The following is a 23,480-nucleotide window of genomic DNA, read 5'->3' as shown; positions in this document are numbered from 1 at the left end:
TATTGAATGAGGAGAGTAAATCTAATAATGATAAAATTAATAAAATACTTAAAACCATTTGTTGCAATGATTATTATGGCCGTAGTACTTTTGTTTGTGCAGGCTATGTGTGATTTGGCTCTTCCAGATTACACTTCTAATATTGTGAATAAGGGTATACAACAAGGGGGTATTTTAGATGCAGTTCCCCAGGCAATAAGACAAAGTGAAATGAATAAGACACAATTACTCATGAATGAAGAAGATAAAGAAGAGGTTTTTAAGAGCTATAAATTTATTGATAAGTCCAGTAAAGATTATGAAGAGTATTTAAAGGAGTATCCTAATCTTAAAAATGAGCCTATTTTTGTAGTTGAAGATATAAAAAAGAGTGAAAGAGAAAAACTGAATAATATAATGGGCAGGGCAATACTTAGAGTTTCTAGTATTGAAAAGATTAAATCCAATAGTGAAAATGGAATAATATCCTTTAATGGATTTAAAGTACCTGTGAATACAGATCTGTTTGCAGTAATTTCCTCCATGCCATATAATCAGCGTGAAGAGATAATTAAAGGCATAGATAATAAAATCTCAAATTTAGATGACAGCATGATAACTCAATCTGCTGTTTCAGAAGTTAAGGCTGAGTATAAGGCTCTGGGGATGAATACGGATAAGATGCAGAATAGATATATCATAAATACGGGAATGATTATGCTTCTTATATCATTATTAGGTGGTATATGCACCATAATAGTGGGATTTTTAGCGTCTAAAACAGCTGCAGGACTTGCAAGGAATCTCCGTAAAAATATATTTGAAAAAGTGGAGAAATTCTCAAATAAAGAGTTTGATGATTTTTCAACAGCTTCCCTTATAACAAGAAGTACTAATGATATAACACAAATACAAATGCTTATGGTAATTATGATAAGAATGGTATTTTATGCACCTATTATGGGAATTGGAGGTGTAATAAGAGCTGTCCAAAAAAGTAGTTCTATGTCATGGATTATTGCAGTGGCAGTTATAGTACTTTTAGGGTTGATTTTTATAATATTTGCAGTGGCTTTTCCTAAATTTAAGATTATACAAAAACTTATTGACAGACTTAACCTTGTAACCCGTGAAAGTCTTTCAGGAATGATGGTAATAAGAGCTTTTAATACTCAAGATTTTGAAGAAAAACGCTTTGACAGGGCAAATAAGGATGTTACCAATACAAATCTATTTGTAAATCGTGTAATGGCCTGTATGATGCCCGTTATGATGCTTATTATGAACGGGGTAACGTTGATTATCGTGTGGATAGGTTCCCATGAGGTGGCAAATGCAAGTATGCAGGTGGGAGATATGATGGCCTTTATGCAATATGCAATGCAGATAATCATGGCTTTTTTAATGCTTGCAGTAATGTTTATTCTCATACCTAGAGCATCTGTTTCAGCACAACGTATTGATGAGGTTTTTAGAAAGGAAATTTTAATTTCAGATCCCAAAACACCTAAACATTTTGATGATAGCATAAAAGGTGTGGTGGAATTTAAGAATGTGTCTTTTAGATATCCGGGAGCCGAAGAGGACATACTTAAAAATATTAGTTTCAAGGCACTGCCAGGCAAAACTACTGCATTTATAGGTTCTACAGGTTCGGGTAAAACTACTCTTATAAATCTGATTATGCGTTTTTATGATGTAACGAAGGGAGAAATTTTTGTAAATGGTGTAAATGTAAAAGATGTATCACAGCAAGAGCTTCGTGACAAAATAGGATATGTACCTCAAAAGAGTTATTTATTTAGTGGTACAATTGAATCCAATCTTAAATATGCAAACAAGAATGCAGCGGAAAAAGATATTAAAAATGCCGCAGAGATTGCTCAAGCCATGGAATTTATAAACACTAAACCAGAAGGATTCAAAACTGAAATTTCCCAGGGAGGATCAAATGTATCTGGAGGGCAGAAACAGAGATTATCTATTGCCCGTGCACTACTTAAAAAACCTGAAATTTATTTGTTTGATGACAGTTTCTCAGCTCTTGATTTTAAAACAGATGCTGCACTTAGGAAAACACTAAAAAAAGAAACTGCAGGCTGTACATTCCTTATTGTGGCACAGCGTATTTCCACAATTATAGATGCAGATGAAATAATAGTTCTTGACAATGGCAGTATAGTAGGGACAGGTACTCATAAAGAACTTATGGAGAATTGTGATGTATATAAGGAAATTGCATTGTCACAGTTTTCAAAGGAGGAGTTGGCATGAGTGAGAAGAGAAAAATAGAAAAGACCTCAAGAGGACCTGGAGGAATGATCCAGGGAGGGGAGAAAGCAAATAATTTTAAAGATACAATGAAAAATCTCATAAGGTATATGAATGAATATAAAGTTTCTGTGGTTGTTGTGGTTATATTTGCAGCAGTTAGTGCATCTTTTTCTATAATAGGTCCTAAGATGCTGGGCAATGCTACAACAAAGTTATTTGAAGGGATTATGAATAAGCTTTCAGGTAGTGGAACAGGAGTGGATTTTAATTATATAGGGAAAATAATAGTTATACTTGGGGCATTATATTTAATAAGTTCACTATTTGCTTATATGCAGGGATGGATAATGTCTGGAGTTTCTATGAAGGTAAGTTATAAAATGAGAAAGGAAATTTCTCAAAAAATAAATAAATTACCCCTTAAATATTTTGATGGTACAAATCAAGGTGAAGTATTATCTCGTGTCACCAATGATGTTGATACCTTAAGCCAAACACTTAACCAGAGTCTTACACAGATTATCACATCCGTTACCACTGTAATTGGTATATTTATTATGATGCTTAGTATAAGTGTTCTCATGACTATGGTAGCCCTTTGTATAATTCCACTGTCTATGATAATTATGATGTTTATAATAAAGTATTCTCAAAAATACTTTAAGGAGCAGCAGGATTATCTGGGACATGTAAATGGTCATGTAGAGGAAATGTATGGCGGACATATAGTTATGAAAGCTTTTAATGGAGAAAAAGACAGTATTGAAAAATTTGATAAGCTTAATAATACTCTTTATAAATCTGCCTGGAAATCTCAATTTTTAACTAGCATAGTAATGCCTGTAATGAATTTTGTGAGCAATCTGGGGTATGTAGGCGTATGTGTTTTAGGAGGATGGCTTGCAATAAAGAAGACCATTGAGGTAGGTGATATTCAGGCTTTTATACAGTATGTAAGATCATTTACCCAGCCTATTACTCAGATTGCCAATATATCCAATATACTTCAACAGACAGCTGCTTCAGCAGAGCGTGTATTTGAATTTTTGGAAGAGGAAGAAGAAGTTCCTGAAGTTCAAAATCCTGTGAAAATTGAAAATGCTGTAGGCAGCGTTGAATTTAAGAATGTTCAATTTGCATATAATTCCGATAAAATCGTGATTAATGATTTTTCCGCTAGAATAAATCCAGGACAAAAAGTAGCAATTGTAGGGCCTACAGGGGCTGGAAAAACTACCGTAGTAAAACTTTTGATGCGCTTTTATGATGTAAATAAGGGTGTTATTCTGGTGGATGGATATGATATAAGAAATTATACTAAAGGGGATCTTAGATCTATGTTTGGCATGGTTCTTCAGGATACCTGGCTTTACAATGGAAGCATAATGGAAAATATAAGATATGGAAAACTTCAAGCTGAGGATGAAGAAGTAAAAGCTGCAGCAAAGGCAGCATATGTGGATGGATTTGTACGTACTCTTCCAGGTGGATATGATATGATTCTTAATGAAGAAGCTTCAAATATATCTCAGGGACAAAAACAACTTTTAACTATCGCAAGGGCAATACTTTCAAATCCTAAGGTTCTTATTTTAGATGAAGCAACCAGTTCTGTAGATACACGTACAGAAGTAAGAATAAAGAAAGCCATGAACAATCTTATGAAAAATCGAACCAGCTTTATTATTGCACATAGATTGTCTACAATTCGTGATGCTGATTTGATCCTGGTAATGGATAATGGAGACATTGTGGAGCAGGGAAATCACCATGAACTTCTTAAAAAGGGAGGAGCGTATTCAAAACTTTATAATAGTCAATTTAACTATTCTTTACAAAATGAATAGTTAATAAGTTAAAAAGTGAGAGTTATGGGTGATTTGTCCCATGACTCTTAACTTTTAACTTGAATTATGATATTTTTTAGTCTACCACAGTACCGGGGTTAAGAATTTTATTTGGGTCAAAAGCCATTTTAATTCCACTCATAATGTCAATTTCCCTTTGGGTAAACTGAAGAGGCATATATTTTTTTCGTGATTTTCCAGTACCATGTTCTGCAGTTATTGTACCACCGTATTTTAATGCAATTTTATACATTTCCTGTTTGAATTCTTCATAATAAGAAGGTAATTTGCCATTTTCGCTCATAATGAAATTGTGAATATTTCCATCTGCTATGTGGCCCACAGCTGGAATTATAGTATTGTATTTTTCAGCAAGGGTTGTTATATCATCAAAAAAGTCAGGTACTGAGGACGGAGGAACTGCCATATCAAGACCGTCTGCTACATGTTCCTTAAAAGGAGTGTAGGCGTTGCTGCGTATGTCCAAAAGATTTTTTTGCTCTTTTGCGGTTTCTGCTATAATACTATCCACTGCATTATGTTTTTCGCATATCTCTACAATTTTTTCACTGGTTGAGTATAATTCGTCCTCTGTAGCTCCATCCAGCATGAACATCAAGTCTACAGAGCCTTCAGTGGCAGGCCAGATAGTTCCAAGGTGTTCTGCAGCTTTTTCTGAGATAAATCTATCCATGTATTCAACAGCTAAAGGGGTAATCCCTTCCTGGAGTATTTTTGGTACTGCATCACAAGCTTCCCGCCTTGTATCAAAGGAAATTAAAAGTGTACCCGTATAATTATTTTTTGCATAAAGTCTTAAAGTAGCTTTTGTAACTATACCAAGAGTTCCCTCGCTTCCTATCATCATATGGAGCAAGTCATAACCCATATTGTTTTTTAAGAGTTTTCCACCAAAATTAACTATCTCTCCCGTAGGGAGGACTACTTCCAATGCTTTTACATGATTTCTCATGATTCCATGCTTTACAGCTTTTGTACCTCCCGCATTTTCCATAACCATGCCGCCAATTTGTGCACCTTCATCTCCAGGATGTATAGGAAAAAATAATTTATCCTGTTTACCTAATGATTGGAGTAAATCTGCTAAAGTAGCTCCTGACTCCACAGTAATCATCAAATTTTTTTCATCCAGTTCAATGATTTTATTCAATCTTTCAAGAGAAAGAATTATACTGGGTTTTATAGGTACTGCGGCACCACATACACCGGTGCCGCCTCCTCTTGGAACCACAGGTGTTAATGTTTCATTGGCATATTTTAATATTTTGGATATTTCCTCTGGTGAACCAGGCTTAACTACTATACAATCCTCTGAGGGTTTAATACGAATTAAAGATTCAGTCTCGTCATATAGATAACTTTTCATTTGGGATAAATCATTGATGACCCAATCTTCTCCTGTAATTTTTCTCAAATTTTCAACGATTTCTTCTTTCAATATTTTTGCCTCCTTGTGATAATTAAGATTTATTATTCTTTGCTAATTCTCTTAAAATCTATATTTAAATTTACTATATTAATTATATGAAAAAAAGTTCTTAAAATAAAGCGAGTTTCAACAAAATAAATAAGGTGCTGTTGCATTAACGATTTTTAAAATTGCTAATACAACAGCACCTTTTCTATCTTTTTCAATCAATAGTATAAAAGTACTGATTCTGTGTTAATATTTTCCTTTGTTTTCATGTATAATAAAGCTTATCATACATATAATAAGAAAGTAAATATTATATAGTGTAAAAATATAATATTATCACAGTTATTACAATTTATGCATGTAAAAAATATTTAATATTAAATTGGATATTTATAATAAAGTTTTAAATTTGTCTTCTATAAAAATAGAAAAAGGAGATGTTAAGATAGTGAGTAGAGATTGCCCCAAAGTTGCTTATTTTTGTATGGAATTTGGATTAAACTCTGATTTTAAAATATATGCTGGGGGACTTGGAATACTGGCGGGAGATTACCTTAAAGCGGCTAAAGAAAATAATCTTCCTGTAACTGGCATAGGAATAAGATGGAAACAAGGTTATGTAGAACAGCATATAGATGACAAGCAGAGAATAGTGGATTCTTTCTATAATTATGAGTATGATTTTCTTCAAGATACGGGAATAAAGGTAAATGTGAAAATAAGAGGAAGAGTTGTACATTGTAAAGTGTGGAAAGTGGATTGCTTTGGCAATTCAGAACTTTATCTGCTGGATACAGATCTTCCTGAAAATTCGGATAGATGGATAACAGGCCAATTATATGGATGGTTTGAAGAAGAAAGAATAGCTCAGGAAATGGTACTTGGAATAGGAGGAGTAAGAGCTTTAAGGGCATTGAAAAAGGATATAGATATATATCATTTCAACGAAGGACACGCTGTTTTTGCTGGGTTTGAACTTATAAGAGAGAGAATTGGCAGAGGGGAAGATGCTCATGAGGCCTGGAGAAACTGCAGGAATAATATTGTATTTACCACGCATACTCCTATTATAGAGGGAAACGAATCCCATGGACTGGATATATTGCAGTATATGGATGCCTATGATGGACTGGATAGAAATTTTATAGCAGAGATAGGAGGAAATCCTTTCAATATGACTGCAGCAGGACTTAGACTTTCTAAAAAGTCCAATGCAGTTTCAGCTATGCATGGAAGAACGGCAAATGAAATGTGGAAGAATGTCCATAATAGAAGTGATATTATAAGTATAACCAATGGGATAAATATAAATACCTGGGGAGATAAGTCTATTATAGAAGCTGCTAGAAAGAAAGAAAATCTGTTAGAACTCCATATGAAGAATAAAATTAGGATGATACAGTATGTATATGAAGAAAAAGGAGTAGAACTAGATAAGGATAGTTTGATTATAGGTTTTGCAAGGAGAGCAGCACCATATAAAAGAGGGGATTTAATATTTAGTAATGAAGAAAAGATTGCACCTCTTCTGAAAAGCAAAAAGGTACAGATAATAATATCTTTAAAGGCACATCCTTTGGATTTTACCGGGAAAGAGATAATAAAGCATATTTTAAGTATACAAGAAAAATATGCTCAATCTGTAGTTTTTCTCAATAATTACAATATGGAAAAAGGAGCACTACTCACAAGGGGAGTAGATGTATGGCTTAACAATCCAAGGGTTACTAAGGAAGCTTGCGGTACCTCGGGTATGAAGGCTGCTGTAAATGGAGTATTGAATTTAAGTACATTGGATGGATGGTGGCCAGAGGCTTGTTGGGATGAAGTTACAGGATGGCAGATAGGAAATGGATTTATAGGTAGAACTGAAAGCGAACAGGATATTCATGATGGAAAAAGTCTCTATGATGTATTAATTAACAAAGTTTTGGAAACTTATTATAACGATAAAAATAAATGGAATGAAATGATGATAGCCAGTGTAAATGCTATGGTGGAAAGATATTCAGCAGATAGAATGATTATGGAATATTATGATAAAGTGTATAAGTAAGTGGAAAAGTAATTATAATAAATATGAACTTAAAATTTCTTATTTTTATAAGTAGGTAAAATCATAAGAAACAAAACTATATCAGTAAATTTTTACAATTTTACTGATGATTTTAAAGATAAAATTTATAAAGAAAAGAGTGATATAATGAAAATTTTAATGATTTCTTGGGAATACCCTCCTAAAACTATAGGAGGATTATCAAATCATGTATATTATTTATCCCATTCTCTTTGTGAGAAGGGAAATGAAGTTCATGTTATTACCTGTGAAGAAGGCAGGGCGCCTGTGGATGAAAATGATAAGGGAGTTTTTGTTCACAGGGTTACACCTTATGCTATAGATACACAGGATTTTACAAAGTGGGTAATGCAGCTTAATTTTGCCATGGTAGAAAGAGCTATTAGATTGATAAATGAATGTGAAAAATTTGATTTAATACATGTTCATGATTGGCTTACTGCATTTTGTGCAAAGACTTTAAAATGGTCTTTTAAGATACCTGTTGTATGTACTATGCATGCTACAGAATACGGAAGAAATGGGGGAATAAATACTGTAACTCAAAGATATATATCTGCCACAGAATGGATGCTTACCTATGAGTCATGGAAAGTGGTTGCCTGCAGTAATTATATGAAAAGCCAGATAAATAAGCTGTTTTCAACTCCTGAAGAAAAGATATGGGTTATTCCAAATGGAATTAATGTGGATAAATTTGAATTTGAATTTGATTGGCTTTCATTCAGAAGAAAATATGCCATGGACAATGAAAAGATAATCTTTTGTATAGGAAGGCATGTTTTTGAGAAGGGAATACATCTTCTTATAGAAGCAGCTCCTAGTATAATAAGTAGATACAATGATTCTAAATTTATAATAGCAGGTACAGGTCCTATGACAGAGGAATTGAAGGATAAAGTCAAATATTTTGGATTGGAAGATAAATTTTTATTTACAGGATATATGGATGAATCAGAAAAGGATAAATTATACAGAGTATCTAGTGCAGCGGTATTTCCATCTCTTTATGAGCCTTTTGGTATTGTGGCTCTGGAGGCTATGGCAGCAGGATGTCCTGTAGTTGTTTCAGATACAGGGGGATTAAGTGAGATTGTGGATCATGGAGATAACGGACTTAAATGTATAAATGGAAATTCCAATAGTATAGCAGATAATGTAGTCCAGCTATTACACGATGAGGCCTTTGCTAAGTATATAAGTGATAATGGTAAAAGTACTGTAAAAGATAAATTTACATGGGATAAAGTAGCAGCTCTTACTATGAAAATGTATGATGAAGTTTTAGAAGAAGCCGGTGGTACGGAATGGAGGAAATTAGAGATGGGAAATAATAATGAATCTTTTAGAGAAGATTACAGATTGTATAAAAGTTTAAATGAGGAAAATAAGGATTTAGCGGAAGTTGCAAGAACTAATCACAATGAACCTGCAAGAGATAATTTTAAAAAGGAAGAGATCTTAGAATATTATGAAGATCTTAGGGAAAGTAGAGAGGAAGATAGAAAAGAAAATAAAGATAAAAAGGTAAAAGTAGGGGCTGGTGTTAAAAGTAAAAGTCAGACTTCAGGAAGAAAAAGAACCAGTACCAAAAGTAAAGAAAAAAGCAAGGCGTAAATATTAAAAATGGATAGAGGGTGTGATGGTTGTGAAAGCTGTAATAATGGCCGGAGGAGAGGGAACCAGGTTAAGGCCCTTAACCTGTAACATACCTAAACCCATGATGCCCATTATGGGTAAACCTATAATGGAATATGCATTAGAATTACTTAAGAATACTGGAATAGAAGATATTGGAGCCACCCTACAATATCTTCCGGATGAAATAATAAATTATTTTGGGGATGGCAGGGATTTTGGGGTTAATATAAGTTACTTTATAGAAGAAACTCCATTAGGTACTGCAGGAAGTGTTAAAAATGCAGAAGCATTTCTAAATGATACTTTTATTGTTATAAGCGGAGATGCCCTTACGGACATAGATTTATCCAGAGCTATTTCTTATCATAAAAGCAAAGGTGCTGTGGCAACTTTGGTACTTAAAGAAGAACCGGTACCCTTAGAATTTGGGGTGGTGGTTACAGATGACAGAGGGAAAGTAACTGGTTTTTTGGAGAAGCCAGGATGGGGTGAAGTATTTAGCGACAAGGTAAATACAGGAATATATATTTTAGAACCAGAAATATTTAAGTACTATGAAAAAAATAAGAAATTCGATTTTAGCAGTGAACTTTTTCCCCTTCTGCTTAAGGAAAAGGCAGCTGTGTTTGGATATGTGGCAGAAGGTTACTGGTGTGATATAGGAAATATCGATCAGTATATGAAATGTCATTTTGATATATTAAAGGGGTTTGCAAATATAAATATAAAAGCACAAAAATATAGTGAAGACATATGGATAGGGGAAGATTGTGAAATAAGTCCTCAGGCTAAAATTTCAACACCTGTATATATAGGAAAAGGAAGCAAAATATATAAAAATGCACAGATAGGCCCTTATACTGTACTGGGAGAGAATAATATTATATGTTCTGATGCCACCATAAAAAGAAGTGTACTTTTTAATAATTGCTATATAGGAGACAAAGCCCAAATAAGAGGGGCGGTACTTTGTAAGAAAGTACAAGTTAAATCAAAGTGTTCTGTATTTGAAGAAGCTGCCCTTGGAAGTGATACCATTATAAAGGATAAGGCCATAATAAAACCTGGAGTTAAGATATGGCCAAATAAAATAATAGAAAGCGGTACTCTGGTAAATTCCAATATAATATGGAAGGAAAAGGCTTCAAAATCTATTTTTGGGAAAAATGGTATTAGTGGAGAGATAAATGTAGATATAACTCCAGAGTGTGTGTCAAAACTTGGTTCTGCCTATGGTTCTGTTTTAAAGGCAGATTCCAGGGTTGCCATAGCCTGCAGTGATAATGGGGCGGCACAGATGTTTAAATATTCCCTGGCTACAGGGCTTTTATCTATGGGTTTGGAGGTTATGGATTTGAAAAAGATGCCCATGGCCTTTATAAGACAGTCAATTCTTTTTTTTGGAGCTCAGGCAGGAATATATGTATGTGTAAATAGGAATGCCCCTGAAAAGGTTACTATAATATTTATGGATAAAAATGGACTCAATATAGATAGGGCCATGGAGAGAAAGATAGAAAGCAGCTTCACAAGAGAGGATTTTAGAAGAGTTAAACCAGATAAGTTCAAGCATATGGAACATATATACAATTGTCTAGAATATTATGAAAGACAGCTTGTAAATGGATTTTCTCTTGAAAATATAAAAAATCAAAAGTATAGGGCAGTGTTAAGTATTGAAGATCCCATGGTATTTGAAGTAATTACTGCAATTTTAAAGGAGCTTAAAGTGGAGGTAAAACTTTATGATAAGTTTGGAGATACGGAAGGACTGGCTCGAAAAGTTATAGAGGACAGTGCCAATCTGGGAATTGAAATAGATGAAGAATGTGAAAGACCGATTATTATAGATGAAAAAGGAGGTATAATAAAAGATAATCTATATGATGCCCTAAATGCATTGGTTATGCTTAAAACCCATGACATAAGAACTTTAGTAGTTCCAGTTACAGCATCTTCCACCATGGAAAAGTTGGCTAAGATATGCGGGTGTAAATTTATAAGAACCAAAACTGCCCATAAAGTTATATTGGAAACCTACTTAAAAAATACAACGGGTATAAATAAAAGAGATATGGTAAGTGCATATCTTATGACATTGGATGCAGTAAGTGTGTGTTCCATGATTATTAATTTTATGGCAAACTGCAACAGAACTCTTTCACAGATAACCTCTATTATACCCAAATATTATACTATGAAAAAGGAAATAAAGTGTCCCTGGAATATGAAAGGGAGATTGATGAGAAATTTAATAGAAGAGAATACTTCAAAATCCGTGGATCTAATTGAAGGGGTAAAACTTAATTTTGAAGATGGATGGACACTGGTAATGCCAGATGCAGAAGAGCCTTTATGTAAGATATATACAGAGTGCAGCGATTATAAAAAACTCAATAAACTTACAGAGGACATTTTAGCCCAAATTACTACTATAACCAGTGAATGTTGAAGTAGAGAATTCTAAGAAGAGTTTTTCTAAGGTGCAGATGAGAAAGGTATTCTTTATCCGAACGTTACCATTGCTAATGCTCCCATCTTCTTCAAAGTGGGAGATAAGCACTGCTACGCGCCTGGATAAGTTCTTCTAAGGTTCAGATGGAGATAAGTATTTTTCTATAGCAAACTCCACCTGAACCTAAGAATCACTTGATAAGTAAACTCCATCTGGACCTTAGAATCACTTCATAGGAGGATTCATAATATGAATGTAAATGAAAAATACATAGAAGCAGAAGAAAAATATTTAAAGTTAAGAGAAATTTTAAAAAAGTGTAGAGAAGAGAATAAAAGAACTTTTGCAGATTTGTCAAGTATTTCTGGTTTTGAGGAAGAGGAATTGAAAAATCTAGAAAAAGGTTTAGATAAAGATATAATTCATTTTTTAATATATGCAAAAGTACTGGGGATCAATATAAATTTAAGTTATAAGGAAAATTATAAACTTCGCTAAAATATTTGGCGAAGTTATTTGATGTTGATTTTTAATTTGTAGAATTATGTCATATCCAAAATGTATATTTTCGTAAAATATACATTTAACTAATGATAAAGTTATATAAATATGTGTCGATATATATAAAAAATCATTATTTTATATATAATTATAGGGAATGCTTTTGCAAAATATGTATAGCAATAATGGTTTAACTTAGGTAGTGTAAAAAGTTTATGAAAAACTATAAAATAATAAATTTTTAGGGCACCCATAAATGTAAGTTTGTTACAAATAACCGCAGTTGCCCTTGACAAACATTATCCAAATTTTGTTTTACCTTGAAGAGGGCGAAGGGAAAAGATATAAAGACATGACAAAAAGCCCTCTGAAAACCAATTTTAAAATTTGTCTAATTCGGTTTGTCAAGGGTTCGCTGACGGCAACAGCTGCTTTAGGGCTCAGCTAAATAGATATAAAATCTTAGGAGGTAGCCTGTGATATACAATAGTCTTGAGCTAGTTCAACAAGCTTACACCAACGAGCTGGCATGGTTTGAAGACTTTGAAGTACAGGTATTTGAACTGGAACCTTATGATTAAGTGTTGAATGAGTTCTTAGAAAATTAAAATATGCAGCAAATAATGTTACAAATGCTATAGAACCATCTGAACTATTAAAACCACAGGTTGTCCTATAACTGCCTTTAAAGGTTCTATTAAGACGTTCAATTATCTGTTTTAAAGGTCTGTATTCCTTTGAAACGTCATCATTGTTTGTAAGACCTATGACTTGAGTAATATCGAAGTTAATGTCTTCGCTTGCGAAAAAATGTTGTGCCAACAAGTAGATTGGATTACCATCAACAATGAAATTTAGTTTTTTAGGTATATCCTTAAGCTTTGATAAAACGTCGTCTAAAGCTTTAACTGCTGAAAGAGTATCTCTATTTGGTGAAACTCTATAAGAAAGAATAATTTTCTTAACAGAGTCAAAGAAAAAGAAGATATACTGCCATTTACCGTTAACTTTTATGTATGTTTCATCACCACAAAAAGAATTAGATAACTCATAATTGTAGTTATCAACAAAGGGCTTTACCACATGGGATACAGCATCAGCGTAGTTTAAAACTGTTTGATGAGATATTTTAATACCGTGAATATCCCTCATTATTGAAGCCGTCTGTCTTGAAGACATATGGTAGTTTACGTAGTAAGACATAATTAATCCTAAAGTATGAGACGAAACCATTATTTTAGGCAGACTAATTTTAGATTTAACAGGGCTTTTACTGCTAAAAGGCTTATAGTCAAAAGTAAATTCCCTAGTTATATATCTAACTTTATAGTTGTGAGGGTTATTTTTAAAGTCTTCTCTTTCTTTTTTAGTCATTGAAGCTAAATTGGTTTTATAAAAATCACACTCATCATTCTTACATTTATGCACATAAAAGTCCTTGCGAGTTTTGATTTTTTCAAGTGTTTTACCACAGTAAGGACATTTTAAAATAACGGACTTTTGAAAATAATTTTTAGGGTTAAATACTGTGTTGCATACCTTACAAAGGTATTGACCTCTGCCACCATTATTATCGTAAAGATACTGGTGGGGAGCACCACATTTAGGACACTTAACTTCTTTAGGAATGATAGTTTTATTCTTACGTGGCTTAACAGGTGTAAGTTCTTTCTTGTGACTTTCAAAATAGTTATGTAGAAGAACTTTATAATCAAGCTTTTCAGGTATTTCAAATATAGGTATTTTGTCTACCTGAAGCTTTCTATATTCCTTTTTTACTGGTTCGTCAGAGGCAGGGGTAAACATGGGTTTGCCAACTAAAAGAATAAATAATAGGTTAATCATATTGTGTAGGTAAATAATGTATTTAACAAGAAACTCGTTAATCATGCTTGTAGCTTGCTCCTTTCTTCTTTGCTGGAAATTATGACTTTGCAAATCACTAATTTACCCTAAAAGTTTGGGGGGAGCAAGTTATTTATATAAAATTGTTGAAAATAAAAGGGTTACGTCAGAAATTATATTAAAATTTTTGACAATACCTTAACTTAAAAGGGGGGATTTTTATGAATTTTAACAAAATAAAACTTTCTAATAAGCTGAGAATTGGATTTTCATTAATGACTGTATTAACAGTAGGAGTGTGCTTATTGTCGATATATGGATTAAATCAAATCAACCAGAGTATTGACCAGCTTGTGAATATAGAAAATAAAAAATTGAGTTTGACATATGATATGAGAGAGTGTATGAATAAAATGGCTGTCAGTGTAAGAAATATAGCTGTTACCAGCGACATGAAATATATGGAGGAACAAGAGAAAATAATAGATAAAAATAGAGTTCTTTATAAAGAAAAAGAAAAACAACTTGAAGCATTAATTTATACTGAAAAAGGTAAGGAGATTTATAAAAATATACGAAATAATGACGACAGTGCATTTTTACAATTTGATAATTCAGTTAAACGAGGTATGAAAATTGATGTAACAAATGAGGAGCTTCAAGATATACTTAATGAATTAAATAAGACGGAAAATAAACTATTATCAAGTATACAAGATATGGTGGATTTTCAAGAACAATTAGAACAATCAAGAGCTGAGATTTCACAAAAAACAGTAAATGATTCTTTAAAAGAGATAATTATTTTTTTAATAGTAAGTATTTTAATGGGTATGTTATTTACACATTTTATAAGAAAGAGTATCTTAACTCAGATTAAAGAAGTAGTAGATGGTGCATCTAAATTGGCAGAAGGCAATTTAAATTTTAAAATGAAGGTAGTTTCTAATGATGAAATAGGACAAACTATTAGAGGTTTAAATAGTGCAATTGAAAAGCTTAATAAGAGCATGATTTTGATAAGGAGTGAAAGCGATAGTATTCTCGGAAGCAGTGAATTAACAAATAAAATGTTTTCAGAGATAAGTTCTGAAATTGAACAAATATCAGCTTCTACAGAAGAAATATCTGCAGGAATGGAAGAATCCTCTGCTGCAGTTGAAGAAGTAACATCCATGGCCACTACAGTGAAGGAAGAAGTGAATATTAGTGAGCAAAAATCACAGGAAGGATTAGAAATAGCCTTAAATATACAGGAAAAAGCAGTTACTATCAACAATGATTCTATCCAATCAAAAAAAATTGCAGAAGAAATATATATAAAGACAAGAACAAGTTTAGAAAGGGCATTAAAAGAGGTCACTGTTGTTAATCGAATATCAGAAATGGCATTAAGTATAGATGAAATATCAAAACAAACTAATCTTCTAGCATTAAATGCAGCAATAGAAGCTGCAAGAGCTGGTGAACAAGGAAAGGGTTTTGCAGTTGTTGCAGAAGAGGTGAGAACACTTGCAGAAGAATCATCAGATGCAGTAGCACAAATACAAAGTGAAGTTCATATAGTTTTAGCTGCAGTTGAAAAGCTTTCCAGTTCATCTAGAGATATTTTGGAGTTTATAGAGAAGGACGTTTTAAAAGATTATGACAAACTAATTTCCACTAGCAATGAATACAAAAAAGATGGGGATACTTTAAAAAATATAGTTGCTAAATCTGCAGAATCTTCTAAAAATATTTCTGATTCTGTGGATCAAATTACAGCAAGTATGGAAGACATAGCAATTTCGGTATCAGAAGTGGCTAAGACCACCGCAGATATTGCTTCAAGTGTGAATCAGGTTAATAATAGAAATGAATCTGTATTAGCAGAAACTAATAATAACGAGGAAAGTGCCATAAAATTAGGAAAGCTTATTAAAGGATTTAATTTAAATTGAAATATATTTTTTACTTGATTACTAATAAATCCTATGATACCATTATGTAATAAGAAAATTGAATATTATGTACAGGGGGGCTGGTGTTTCCGGCTGAGATTAAGAAGTAAATTCTTTGACCCTAAACCTGATCTGGATAATGCCAGCGTAGGAAGTTGCTTGTGTAAGCATTTAAGTAATTAAAGCATAATTCTACGGAATCATGCTTTTTATTATGGTTTCTATCCCAACGCTGCCAGTTCTAATACCTGTTAACATAATCGGTCAGTGTATAGAGAACCAACAATAAAAGGAGGATAAAGTATGAATTTTACTACTCAAATGGATGTTGCTAAAAAGGGAATTATAACAAAAGAGATGAAAGTAGTATCTCAAAAAGAAGGTATGGATGTAGAAATTTTAAGGGAGCTTGTAGCTGAAGGCAAAATAGTAATACCTGCAAATAAAAACCATAAATCCTTAGATGCTCAGGGTGTTGGACAAGGATTAAAGACTAAAATAAATGTTAATTTAGGTATATCAAAAGATTGTGCTAACATAGATATGGAGCTTGAGAAAGTTAAAACTGCAATTGAAATGAAAGCAGAAGCTATAATGGATTTAAGTTCCTATGGTAAAACTGAAGAGTTTAGAAAAAGAATTGTAGAGATGTGTTCTGCTATGATAGGTACCGTACCCATATACGATGCAGTAGGATTTTATGATAAGGAATTGAGTGATATATCACCGGAAGAATTCTTAGCTGTAGTAGAAAAGCATGCCCAGGATGGGGTAGATTTTATGACTATACATGCGGGAATAAATAGAGAAACTGCAAAAGTATTTAAGAGAAATAAAAGGCTCACTAATATAGTGTCGAGAGGAGGCTCTCTTTTATATGCATGGATGGAACTAAACAATAAAGAAAATCCATTTTATGAATATTACGATAAAGTTTTAGATATATGTGCAAGGTATGATGTTACTATAAGTCTCGGAGATGCCTGCCGTCCAGGAAGTATTAATGATTCTACAGATGCAAGTCAGATAAAGGAACTTATAACTCTCGGAGAGCTTACCAAAAGAGCCTGGCAAAAGAATGTACAGGTTATAGTTGAAGGACCGGGACATATGTCCTTAAATGAAATAGCTGCTAATATGCAGCTGGAAAAAAAGCTGTGTCATGGGGCGCCTTTTTATGTACTTGGACCTTTGGTTACAGATATTGCACCAGGATATGATCACATAACAAGTGCCATTGGGGGAGCAATAGCAGCTGCAAATGGTGCAGATTTTCTATGCTATGTTACTCCGGCAGAACATTTAAGGCTTCCGAATCTGGAAGATATGAAAGAGGGAATCATAGCTTCTAAGATAGCGGCACATGCGGCAGATGTAAGCAATAATATAAAAGGTGCTAAAGAATGGGATTATAAAATGAGTGAGGCAAGAAAAGAACTCAATTGGAAAAAAATGTTTGAGTTGGCAATTGATCCGGAAAAAGCAAGGAGATATAGAAGAGAATCTACTCCAGAACATGAGGATACCTGCACCATGTGTGGAAAAATGTGTGCTGTTAGAAATATGAATAAAATAATGAAAGGAAAAAATATAAATATTTTGAGAGAAGAAGATTAGAGTATATTTTAAAATGTTAAGAGCATTTTAACGACTGGAAACCCAAATTGAACTTAATTATGTAGTTGAATTTGGTGCTCATTTGGTTCAGGGATATTTTTTTTCAGAGCCCTATATATCCTATGCTACAGGAGAAATTTGTATAACATTATCTAGAATTTTTATGCATAATAATTATAAAAAATACATATTATGTATAGATATTGCTAAAGGTTAAAAATTATATGAATTTCATAATAATTTTATACATTAATCTTTTTATTGCAAATAATAAGGGGTAAAATTTAAGAAATTAATACAAGCTTTAGTGTTTTTGTTGACACTGTAAAAAGGCTATGCTAATATTTTATTAATAAAAATTAATACTCGAATGATAAATTTAGGAGAGACTGCCAGAAATATGGCGGCACCGAAGGGGAAGTTGCAGTAAACTCTCAGGTAAAAGGACTGGATTTTGACGAAACTCTGGAAAGTAGCAATACACCGAAGAAGCTAAAATCTTTCAGGTATAAAAGACAGAGCGCATAAATAAATAGGTTGTTTATTTATGTGCTTTTTTATTATTGAAAAGGGGATGGAGCAATGGAAAAGAAGACACCACTTTATGAAAAACATCTAAAGTATAAAGGGAAAATGGTTCCTTTTGCAGGTTATCTGCTTCCAGTTCAATATGCAGGGGGAGTAATAACAGAGCATATGGCAGTGCGGAAAGCCTGTGGGTTATTTGATGTATCTCATATGGGAGAAATTACTTGCAGAGGAGAAGATGCCTTAAAAAATCTTAATTATTTGCTTACCAATAATTTTGAAGGAATGTATGATGGCCAGGCAAGATATAGTCCCATGTGCAATGAAAAAGGCGGCGTAGTGGATGATATGATTGTATATAAAGTAAAATACAATGATTATTTGATTGTGGTCAATGCCGCAAATAAAGATAAGGATTATAGCTGGATGAAATCTCATGGTGAGGGAAATGTGGTATTTAAGGATATTTCAGAGGATGTGGCACAGATTGCACTACAGGGTCCGGGATCATTTTCAGTTATAAGCAAGGTGGCAAAGTTAGATGAAATACCTAAGAAATATTACAGCGGCATATTTAACTGTACTTTAAAAGGGGTAAAGTGCATGATTTCAAAAACAGGATATACCGGAGAAGATGGCTATGAAATATATATGGAATCTGAAGAAGCACCTAGGATATGGGAGACTCTTTTAGATGCAGGTAAGGAAGAGGGATTGATTCCCTGTGGTTTAGGTGCCAGAGATACACTTAGACTGGAAGCTGCCATGCCTTTGTATGGACATGAGATGAATGATGAAATAACCCCCATGGAAGCAGGTCTTGGCATGTTTGTTAAAATGGATAAAAAGGACTTTATAGGTAAAAAGGCACTGGAGCAGAAGGGAAAGGGAGCAGTACAAAAAAAGAGGGTAGGACTAAAAGTTACGGGGAGAGGTATTATAAGAGAGAATATGGAGGTTTATTCAGGAGATTATAATATTGGAATCACCACATCTGGAACTCACTGCCCATATATTGGTTATCCCGCAGCTATGGCACTGCTTTCCTCGGATTACAGCAAGCTGGGAACCAGTGTAACAGTAATTGCAAGAAGAAAAAAAATAGAAGCAGAGGTAGTAGAGCTGCCATTTTATAAAAAAGCAAATAGGAGGAATAAAACATGAATTTTCCAAAAGAACTTATGTACACCAAATCGCATGAATGGGTAAAAATAGAAGGAGATAAGGCTTTGGTGGGACTAACTGACTATGCTCAAAGTGAACTTGGGGATCTGGTATTTGTAAATCTTCCAGAGGAAGGTGATGAAGTTACCGCAGGGGAAGTATTTTTAGATGTGGAATCTGTTAAGGCGGCATCGGATGTATATGCACCATTAAGCGGTGTGATAGAAGAAGTTAATGAAGAGCTTTTAGACAGACCGGGATGGATCAATGAGGCTCCTTATGAAGCATGGCTTGTAAAAATAGGAGAAATCAGTGATAGGGAAAACTTATTGACAGCTGAAGAATATGAGGCAGTTGTAAATAGCGAAAAGGAATAACAAAATGGAGGTAATTTCATGGGAACTTATGTGCCAAATACCAGAGAAGAACAGTTACAGATGCTAAATGAAATAGGATATAAAAGTTTTGATGACTTATTTCATGATATTCCTAAAGAGGTAAGACTAAAAAAAGCATTAAATCTGCCTGAGGGAATATCTGAAATAGAAGCATTAGTAAAAATGGAAGAAATAGCCCAAAAGAATAAAGTTTTTAAATATATTTTTAGGGGGGGAGGAGCATATAATCATTATATACCTGCTGTTGTAAAGAATGTGCTTTCAAAAGAAACATTTCAAACTGCATATACGCCCTATCAATCAGAAATCAGTCAGGGAATTTTACAGTCTATTTTTGAATATCAGACTATGATTTGTGAACTCACAGGTATGGATGTTTCCAATGCATCTGTTTATGATGGTGCCAGTGCAGCGGCAGAAGCGGTGGCTATGTGTAGAAATAAAAAGAGAAAAGATATATATGTATCTGAAACCATAAATCCTGAAGTCATGAATACCATTAAAACTTATTGCTTTGGCAGCGGCGGGGAACTTTTTATTGTACCTGAAAAAGATGGTGTTACAGATTACGAAAAGCTCAAGGAGATGCTTGATGATAAATCAGCATGTTTTTATATGCAGCAGCCAAATTATTATGGAATTATAGAGGATGGCGATAAAATCTCAGAGGTGGTGCATGAAAAGGGAGCCAGCTTTATAATGGGCTGTAATCCTATTTCTCTTGGGATTTTAAAGACACCAGGAGAGTGTGGTGCAGATATTGCAGTTGGGGAAGGACAGCCCCTTGGAATGCCACTATCTTTTGGAGGACCTTACCTTGGATTTATGGCATCCACTTCTAAAATGATGAGAAAACTTCCCGGACGTATTGTAGGGGAAACTGTAGATATGGATGGAAAAAGAGCCTTTGTGCTGACGCTGCAGGCAAGAGAACAGCATATTAAAAGAGAGAGGGCAAGTTCCAATATTTGTTCCAATCAGGCACTATGCGCAATGACAGCATCAGTTTACATGGCAGTTATGGGAAGTGAAGGCATAAGAGAAACGGCCACTCAATGTACCTCAAAGGCCCATTATTTGCAAAAGGAACTGGAAAATGTGGGACTGAAATTAAAGTATTCACAGGAATTTTTTCATGAATTTGTAACAGTTTCAGATAATAATGCAGATGAAATACTTAAAAAATTGGAGAAGGAAAACATTTTGGGAGGACTTCCTATAGGAGAAAAAGAAATACTATGGTGTACCACAGAATTAAATACCAGGGTTCATATGGATAAATTGGTTGGTATTGTAAAGGAGATGCAGAAAAAATGAAATTGTTATTTGAAAAAGGAAATACGGGAAGAAAATCCAGTATATTACCTGAAAATGATGTACCTTCTGTAATTCCAAACTGCGCACTTAGGCAAAACGAAATGCGTCTTCCGGGGTTGTCAGAGAGTGAAATCAGCAGACATTATAGCAGCCTGGCAAAAAGAGCACATGGAGTTAATGATGGATTTTATCCACTTGGGTCCTGTACTATGAAATATAACCCCAAAATCAATGAAGAAACAGCATCTCTTTCAGGCTTTACAAAAATTCATCCTCTGCAGCCTGAAAATACAGTGCAGGGTTGTCTTAAACTGCTTTACATGGCAGAAAAGTATTTATGTGAAATAACAGGAATGGATGCCATGACCATGCAGCCTGCGGCAGGTGCTCATGGAGAATTTACAGGATTACTTTTGATTAAAGCTTATCATGAAAGTAGAAATGACGAAAAAAGAGATAAAATTATAGTACCGGATTCAGCACATGGAACCAATCCTGCCAGTGCTGCTATGGCAGGGTTTAAGGTAATTAGTATTCCTTCAGGGAAAGACGGATGTGTAGATATAGTTAAATTAAAAGAGGTACTTGGAGAAGATACTGCAGGACTTATGTTGACTAATCCTAACACTTTGGGCTTATTTGATAAAAATATTCTGGAAATAACTAAAATGGTTCATGAAGCAGGAGGATTAAATTATTACGATGGTGCCAATTTAAATGCAGTTATGGGAATTGTAAGACCCGGAGATATGGGGTTTGATGTTATACACATTAATCTACATAAAACATTTTCTGCACCTCATGGAGGAGGAGGACCGGGAAGTGGTCCTGTAGGCTGCAAGGATTTTTTAAAAAAATTTCTTCCAGGAAAAATAGTTGTAAAACAAGAAGATGATACTTATATGTTACATAAGACAGAAGAAAGTATTGGTGATGTAAAATCATTTTACGGTAATTTTCAAGTAGTTGTAAAAGCTCTTACCTATATTATCATGTTAGGGAAGGACGGTATTTTGGAAACAGCTGAAAATGCAGTATTAAATGCTAATTATATGAGAGTAAAACTATCTGATCGTTATGATGTGGCCTACGATAGAACCTGTATGCATGAATTTGTAGTAACTATGAAAAATATGAAAAAAGAACATGGAGTTTTAGCGCTGGATATAGCAAAAGCTCTCCTTGATTATGGTGTACATCCACCTACCATATATTTTCCATTAATCGTCCATGAGGCATTGATGATTGAACCTACGGAAACTGAGACAAAAGAAACATTAGATGAGGCAATTTCTGTTTTTAAAGAGATATACAAAAAGGCAGAAGAAGCACCAGAAAAGGTTCATGAGTATCCGTATAATACAGTAGTCCGAAGACCTGATGAAGTTCTAGCAGCTACAAAACCTAAACTTCAGTATTACATGGAAAGTAAAAATAATACAAGAAAGGGCGTCTTGTAAATGGTAGAGAAGTTATTATTTATAAAGGGAAAGGGAACTTATCCTTATGAAAATCTGGCCCTTGAAGAATATTTAACCTTTCATGTAGGAGATAATGAATGCATTTTATATCTGTGGCAAAATTGTCATACGGTAGTTATAGGAAGAAATCAGAATTGCTGGAAGGAATGTAAGGTAGGAGAACTTGAAGATGATGGAGGATATTTGGTACGTAGATTGTCTGGGGGAGGAGCCGTATATCACGACTTGGGTAATTTAAACTTTACATTTGCAGTTAAAAAAGATAACTATAATGTAGATATGCAGCTTCAAGTAATTATAGAAGCTGTGAAAAAACTGGGAATCAATGCAGAAAAAACAGGAAGAAATGATATTACAGTAGATGGGAGAAAGTTCTCGGGGAATGCATTTTATAAGTCAGGTGATTTTTGTTATCATCATGGAACACTTTTGATTGATGTAAATACTGAAGATATGTCTAAGTATCTTAATGTTTCAAAAGAAAAATTGCAATCTAAAAGTGTAAGTTCTGTAAAATCAAGAGTGATAAATTTAAGAAAGCTTTGTCCATCACTTACAACAGATGTTATGTGTGAGAAGCTTATAGAATCTTTTGGAGAAGTGTATGGATTAAATCCTGAAAAAATTAGTGAGTCCCAAATTGAAAAAGAAGAGTTTGAAATTTTAAAGGAGAAGTTTGAATCCTGGGAATGGAAATATGGAAGAAAAATTGAATTTCAGCATGAAATGTGTGCACGTTTTAATTGGGGAGATATACAACTGCAGTTTCAAGTTCAGGGGGGCAAGATAAAATCGTTAAATGCATTTTCTGATGCCATGGATGAGGAATTGATTTTGAGAATTCCCAAAGTACTCATTGGATGCACTTATGAGGAAAATCAGTTAAAAGATATACTGGCTAAAAATTTTGCAAAGGGATGGGAACAGGTTGTTGCAAGAGATATAGGAATGTTGATTCATGACAATATGTAAAGGAGA

At 33.7% G+C, this 23,480-nt stretch carries 15 protein-coding genes and 2 riboswitches; of the genes, 13 read left to right on the top strand and 2 right to left on the bottom strand.

Going from position 1 to position 23,480, the window contains the following annotated elements; all coding sequences use genetic code 11:
* Window positions 1-27: 27 nt before the first annotated feature.
* Both BS101_RS10805 and BS101_RS10800 read left to right on the top strand, forming a co-directional pair.
* Window positions 28-2,253, top strand: coding sequence for an ABC transporter ATP-binding protein (locus BS101_RS10805; protein WP_073538830.1), 2,226 nt, complete (start codon window positions 28-30; stop codon window positions 2,251-2,253).
* Entirely contained in the window at window positions 2,250-4,100 is a 1,851-nt protein-coding gene (locus BS101_RS10800) for an ABC transporter ATP-binding protein (protein WP_073538829.1), read from the top strand. Before BS101_RS10805 ends, BS101_RS10800 begins: the two co-directional genes overlap by 4 nt.
* Window positions 4,101-4,176: 76 nt before the next feature.
* On the opposite strand, the gene BS101_RS10795 is transcribed toward BS101_RS10800, so the two are convergent.
* Window positions 4,177-5,559: an FAD-binding oxidoreductase gene (locus tag BS101_RS10795; protein ID WP_073538828.1), complete on the bottom strand. Its 1,383-nt coding sequence runs from the start codon at window positions 5,557-5,559 to the stop codon at window positions 4,177-4,179.
* 427 nt (window positions 5,560-5,986) lie between these two features.
* On the opposite strand from BS101_RS10795, the gene glgP reads away from it, so the two are divergent.
* From glgP to BS101_RS10775, 4 genes are all read left to right on the top strand, one after another.
* Window positions 5,987-7,594 (top strand): alpha-glucan family phosphorylase, encoded by a 1,608-nt coding sequence (gene glgP, locus BS101_RS10790; RefSeq protein ID WP_198039466.1) that lies wholly within the window; start codon window positions 5,987-5,989, stop codon window positions 7,592-7,594.
* 147 nt (window positions 7,595-7,741) lie between these two features.
* Window positions 7,742-9,232: a glycosyltransferase family 4 protein gene (locus BS101_RS10785; protein WP_073538827.1), complete on the top strand. Its 1,491-nt coding sequence runs from the start codon at window positions 7,742-7,744 to the stop codon at window positions 9,230-9,232.
* Window positions 9,233-9,263: 31 nt separating this feature from the next.
* Entirely contained in the window at window positions 9,264-11,708 is a 2,445-nt protein-coding gene (locus tag BS101_RS10780) for a mannose-1-phosphate guanyltransferase (RefSeq protein WP_073541257.1), read from the top strand.
* Window positions 11,709-11,960: 252 nt separating this feature from the next.
* Window positions 11,961-12,209 carry a hypothetical protein gene (locus BS101_RS10775; protein WP_073538826.1) on the top strand — a complete coding sequence of 83 codons (249 nt, stop codon included), beginning with the start codon at window positions 11,961-11,963 and terminating at the stop codon, window positions 12,207-12,209.
* 465 nt (window positions 12,210-12,674) lie between these two features.
* Here BS101_RS10775 and BS101_RS10770 read toward each other — a convergent pair whose 3' ends face one another.
* A complete protein-coding gene (locus tag BS101_RS10770; RefSeq protein WP_207649431.1) occupies window positions 12,675-14,057 on the bottom strand; it encodes a DDE-type integrase/transposase/recombinase in 1,383 nt (460 codons plus the stop codon).
* 221 nt (window positions 14,058-14,278) lie between these two features.
* Between BS101_RS10770 and BS101_RS10765 the strand changes: the two genes are divergently transcribed.
* The 7 genes from BS101_RS10765 to BS101_RS10735 all read left to right on the top strand — a co-directional run bounded on the left by BS101_RS10765 (window position 14,279) and on the right by BS101_RS10735 (window position 23,474).
* Window positions 14,279-15,997 (top strand): methyl-accepting chemotaxis protein, encoded by a 1,719-nt coding sequence (locus BS101_RS10765; protein WP_073538825.1) that lies wholly within the window; start codon window positions 14,279-14,281, stop codon window positions 15,995-15,997.
* A 63-nt stretch (window positions 15,998-16,060) separates the two neighbouring features.
* A riboswitch (TPP riboswitch) is annotated at window positions 16,061-16,168 on the top strand.
* A gap of 132 nt (window positions 16,169-16,300) precedes the next feature.
* A complete protein-coding gene (gene thiC / locus BS101_RS10760; RefSeq protein ID WP_073538824.1) occupies window positions 16,301-17,614 on the top strand; it encodes a phosphomethylpyrimidine synthase ThiC in 1,314 nt (437 codons plus the stop codon).
* Between the two features lie 370 nt (window positions 17,615-17,984).
* Window positions 17,985-18,074, top strand: a riboswitch (glycine riboswitch).
* Between the two features lie 122 nt (window positions 18,075-18,196).
* Entirely contained in the window at window positions 18,197-19,306 is a 1,110-nt protein-coding gene (gene gcvT / locus BS101_RS10755) for a glycine cleavage system aminomethyltransferase GcvT (protein WP_073538823.1), read from the top strand.
* Window positions 19,303-19,683: a glycine cleavage system protein GcvH gene (gcvH, locus tag BS101_RS10750; protein WP_073538822.1), complete on the top strand. Its 381-nt coding sequence runs from the start codon at window positions 19,303-19,305 to the stop codon at window positions 19,681-19,683. Before gcvT ends, gcvH begins: the two co-directional genes overlap by 4 nt.
* Before the next feature lie 18 nt (window positions 19,684-19,701).
* Window positions 19,702-21,021, top strand: coding sequence for an aminomethyl-transferring glycine dehydrogenase subunit GcvPA (gene gcvPA, locus BS101_RS10745; protein WP_073538821.1), 1,320 nt, complete (start codon window positions 19,702-19,704; stop codon window positions 21,019-21,021).
* A complete protein-coding gene (gcvPB, locus tag BS101_RS10740; protein ID WP_073538820.1) occupies window positions 21,018-22,481 on the top strand; it encodes an aminomethyl-transferring glycine dehydrogenase subunit GcvPB in 1,464 nt (487 codons plus the stop codon). The genes gcvPA and gcvPB overlap by 4 nt, the downstream gene beginning before the upstream one ends.
* Window positions 22,482-23,474: a lipoate--protein ligase gene (locus BS101_RS10735; RefSeq protein ID WP_073538819.1), complete on the top strand. Its 993-nt coding sequence runs from the start codon at window positions 22,482-22,484 to the stop codon at window positions 23,472-23,474. It begins immediately after the preceding gene.
* Window positions 23,475-23,480 lie beyond the last annotated feature (6 nt).

Origin of the sequence: Clostridium kluyveri (genome assembly GCF_001902295.1) — a bacterium.
Classification (GTDB): domain Bacteria; phylum Bacillota; class Clostridia; order Clostridiales; family Clostridiaceae; genus Clostridium_B; species Clostridium_B kluyveri_B.
The sequence above is the reverse complement of the archived record's forward strand: the minus strand, read 5'-3'. Positions and strand labels throughout refer to the sequence as shown.

What these genes read in the sequence shown, in the direction of transcription:
- BS101_RS10785 (WP_073538827.1), top strand. Translation starts at nt 7,742, where the DNA reads ATGAAAATTTTAATGATTTCTTGGGAATACCCTCCTAAAACTATAGGA.
- BS101_RS10805 (WP_073538830.1), top strand. Translation starts at nt 28, where the DNA reads ATGATAAAATTAATAAAATACTTAAAACCATTTGTTGCAATGATTATT.
- thiC (WP_073538824.1), top strand. Translation starts at nt 16,301, where the DNA reads ATGAATTTTACTACTCAAATGGATGTTGCTAAAAAGGGAATTATAACA.
- gcvT (WP_073538823.1), top strand. Translation starts at nt 18,197, where the DNA reads ATGGAAAAGAAGACACCACTTTATGAAAAACATCTAAAGTATAAAGGG.
- gcvPB (WP_073538820.1), top strand. Translation starts at nt 21,018, where the DNA reads ATGAAATTGTTATTTGAAAAAGGAAATACGGGAAGAAAATCCAGTATA.
- BS101_RS10770 (WP_207649431.1), bottom strand. Translation starts at nt 14,057, where the DNA reads ATGATTAACCTATTATTTATTCTTTTAGTTGGCAAACCCATGTTTACC.
- gcvPA (WP_073538821.1), top strand. Translation starts at nt 19,702, where the DNA reads ATGGGAACTTATGTGCCAAATACCAGAGAAGAACAGTTACAGATGCTA.
- BS101_RS10775 (WP_073538826.1), top strand. Translation starts at nt 11,961, where the DNA reads ATGAATGTAAATGAAAAATACATAGAAGCAGAAGAAAAATATTTAAAG.
- BS101_RS10800 (WP_073538829.1), top strand. Translation starts at nt 2,250, where the DNA reads ATGAGTGAGAAGAGAAAAATAGAAAAGACCTCAAGAGGACCTGGAGGA.
- gcvH (WP_073538822.1), top strand. Translation starts at nt 19,303, where the DNA reads ATGAATTTTCCAAAAGAACTTATGTACACCAAATCGCATGAATGGGTA.
- BS101_RS10735 (WP_073538819.1), top strand. Translation starts at nt 22,482, where the DNA reads ATGGTAGAGAAGTTATTATTTATAAAGGGAAAGGGAACTTATCCTTAT.
- BS101_RS10765 (WP_073538825.1), top strand. Translation starts at nt 14,279, where the DNA reads ATGAATTTTAACAAAATAAAACTTTCTAATAAGCTGAGAATTGGATTT.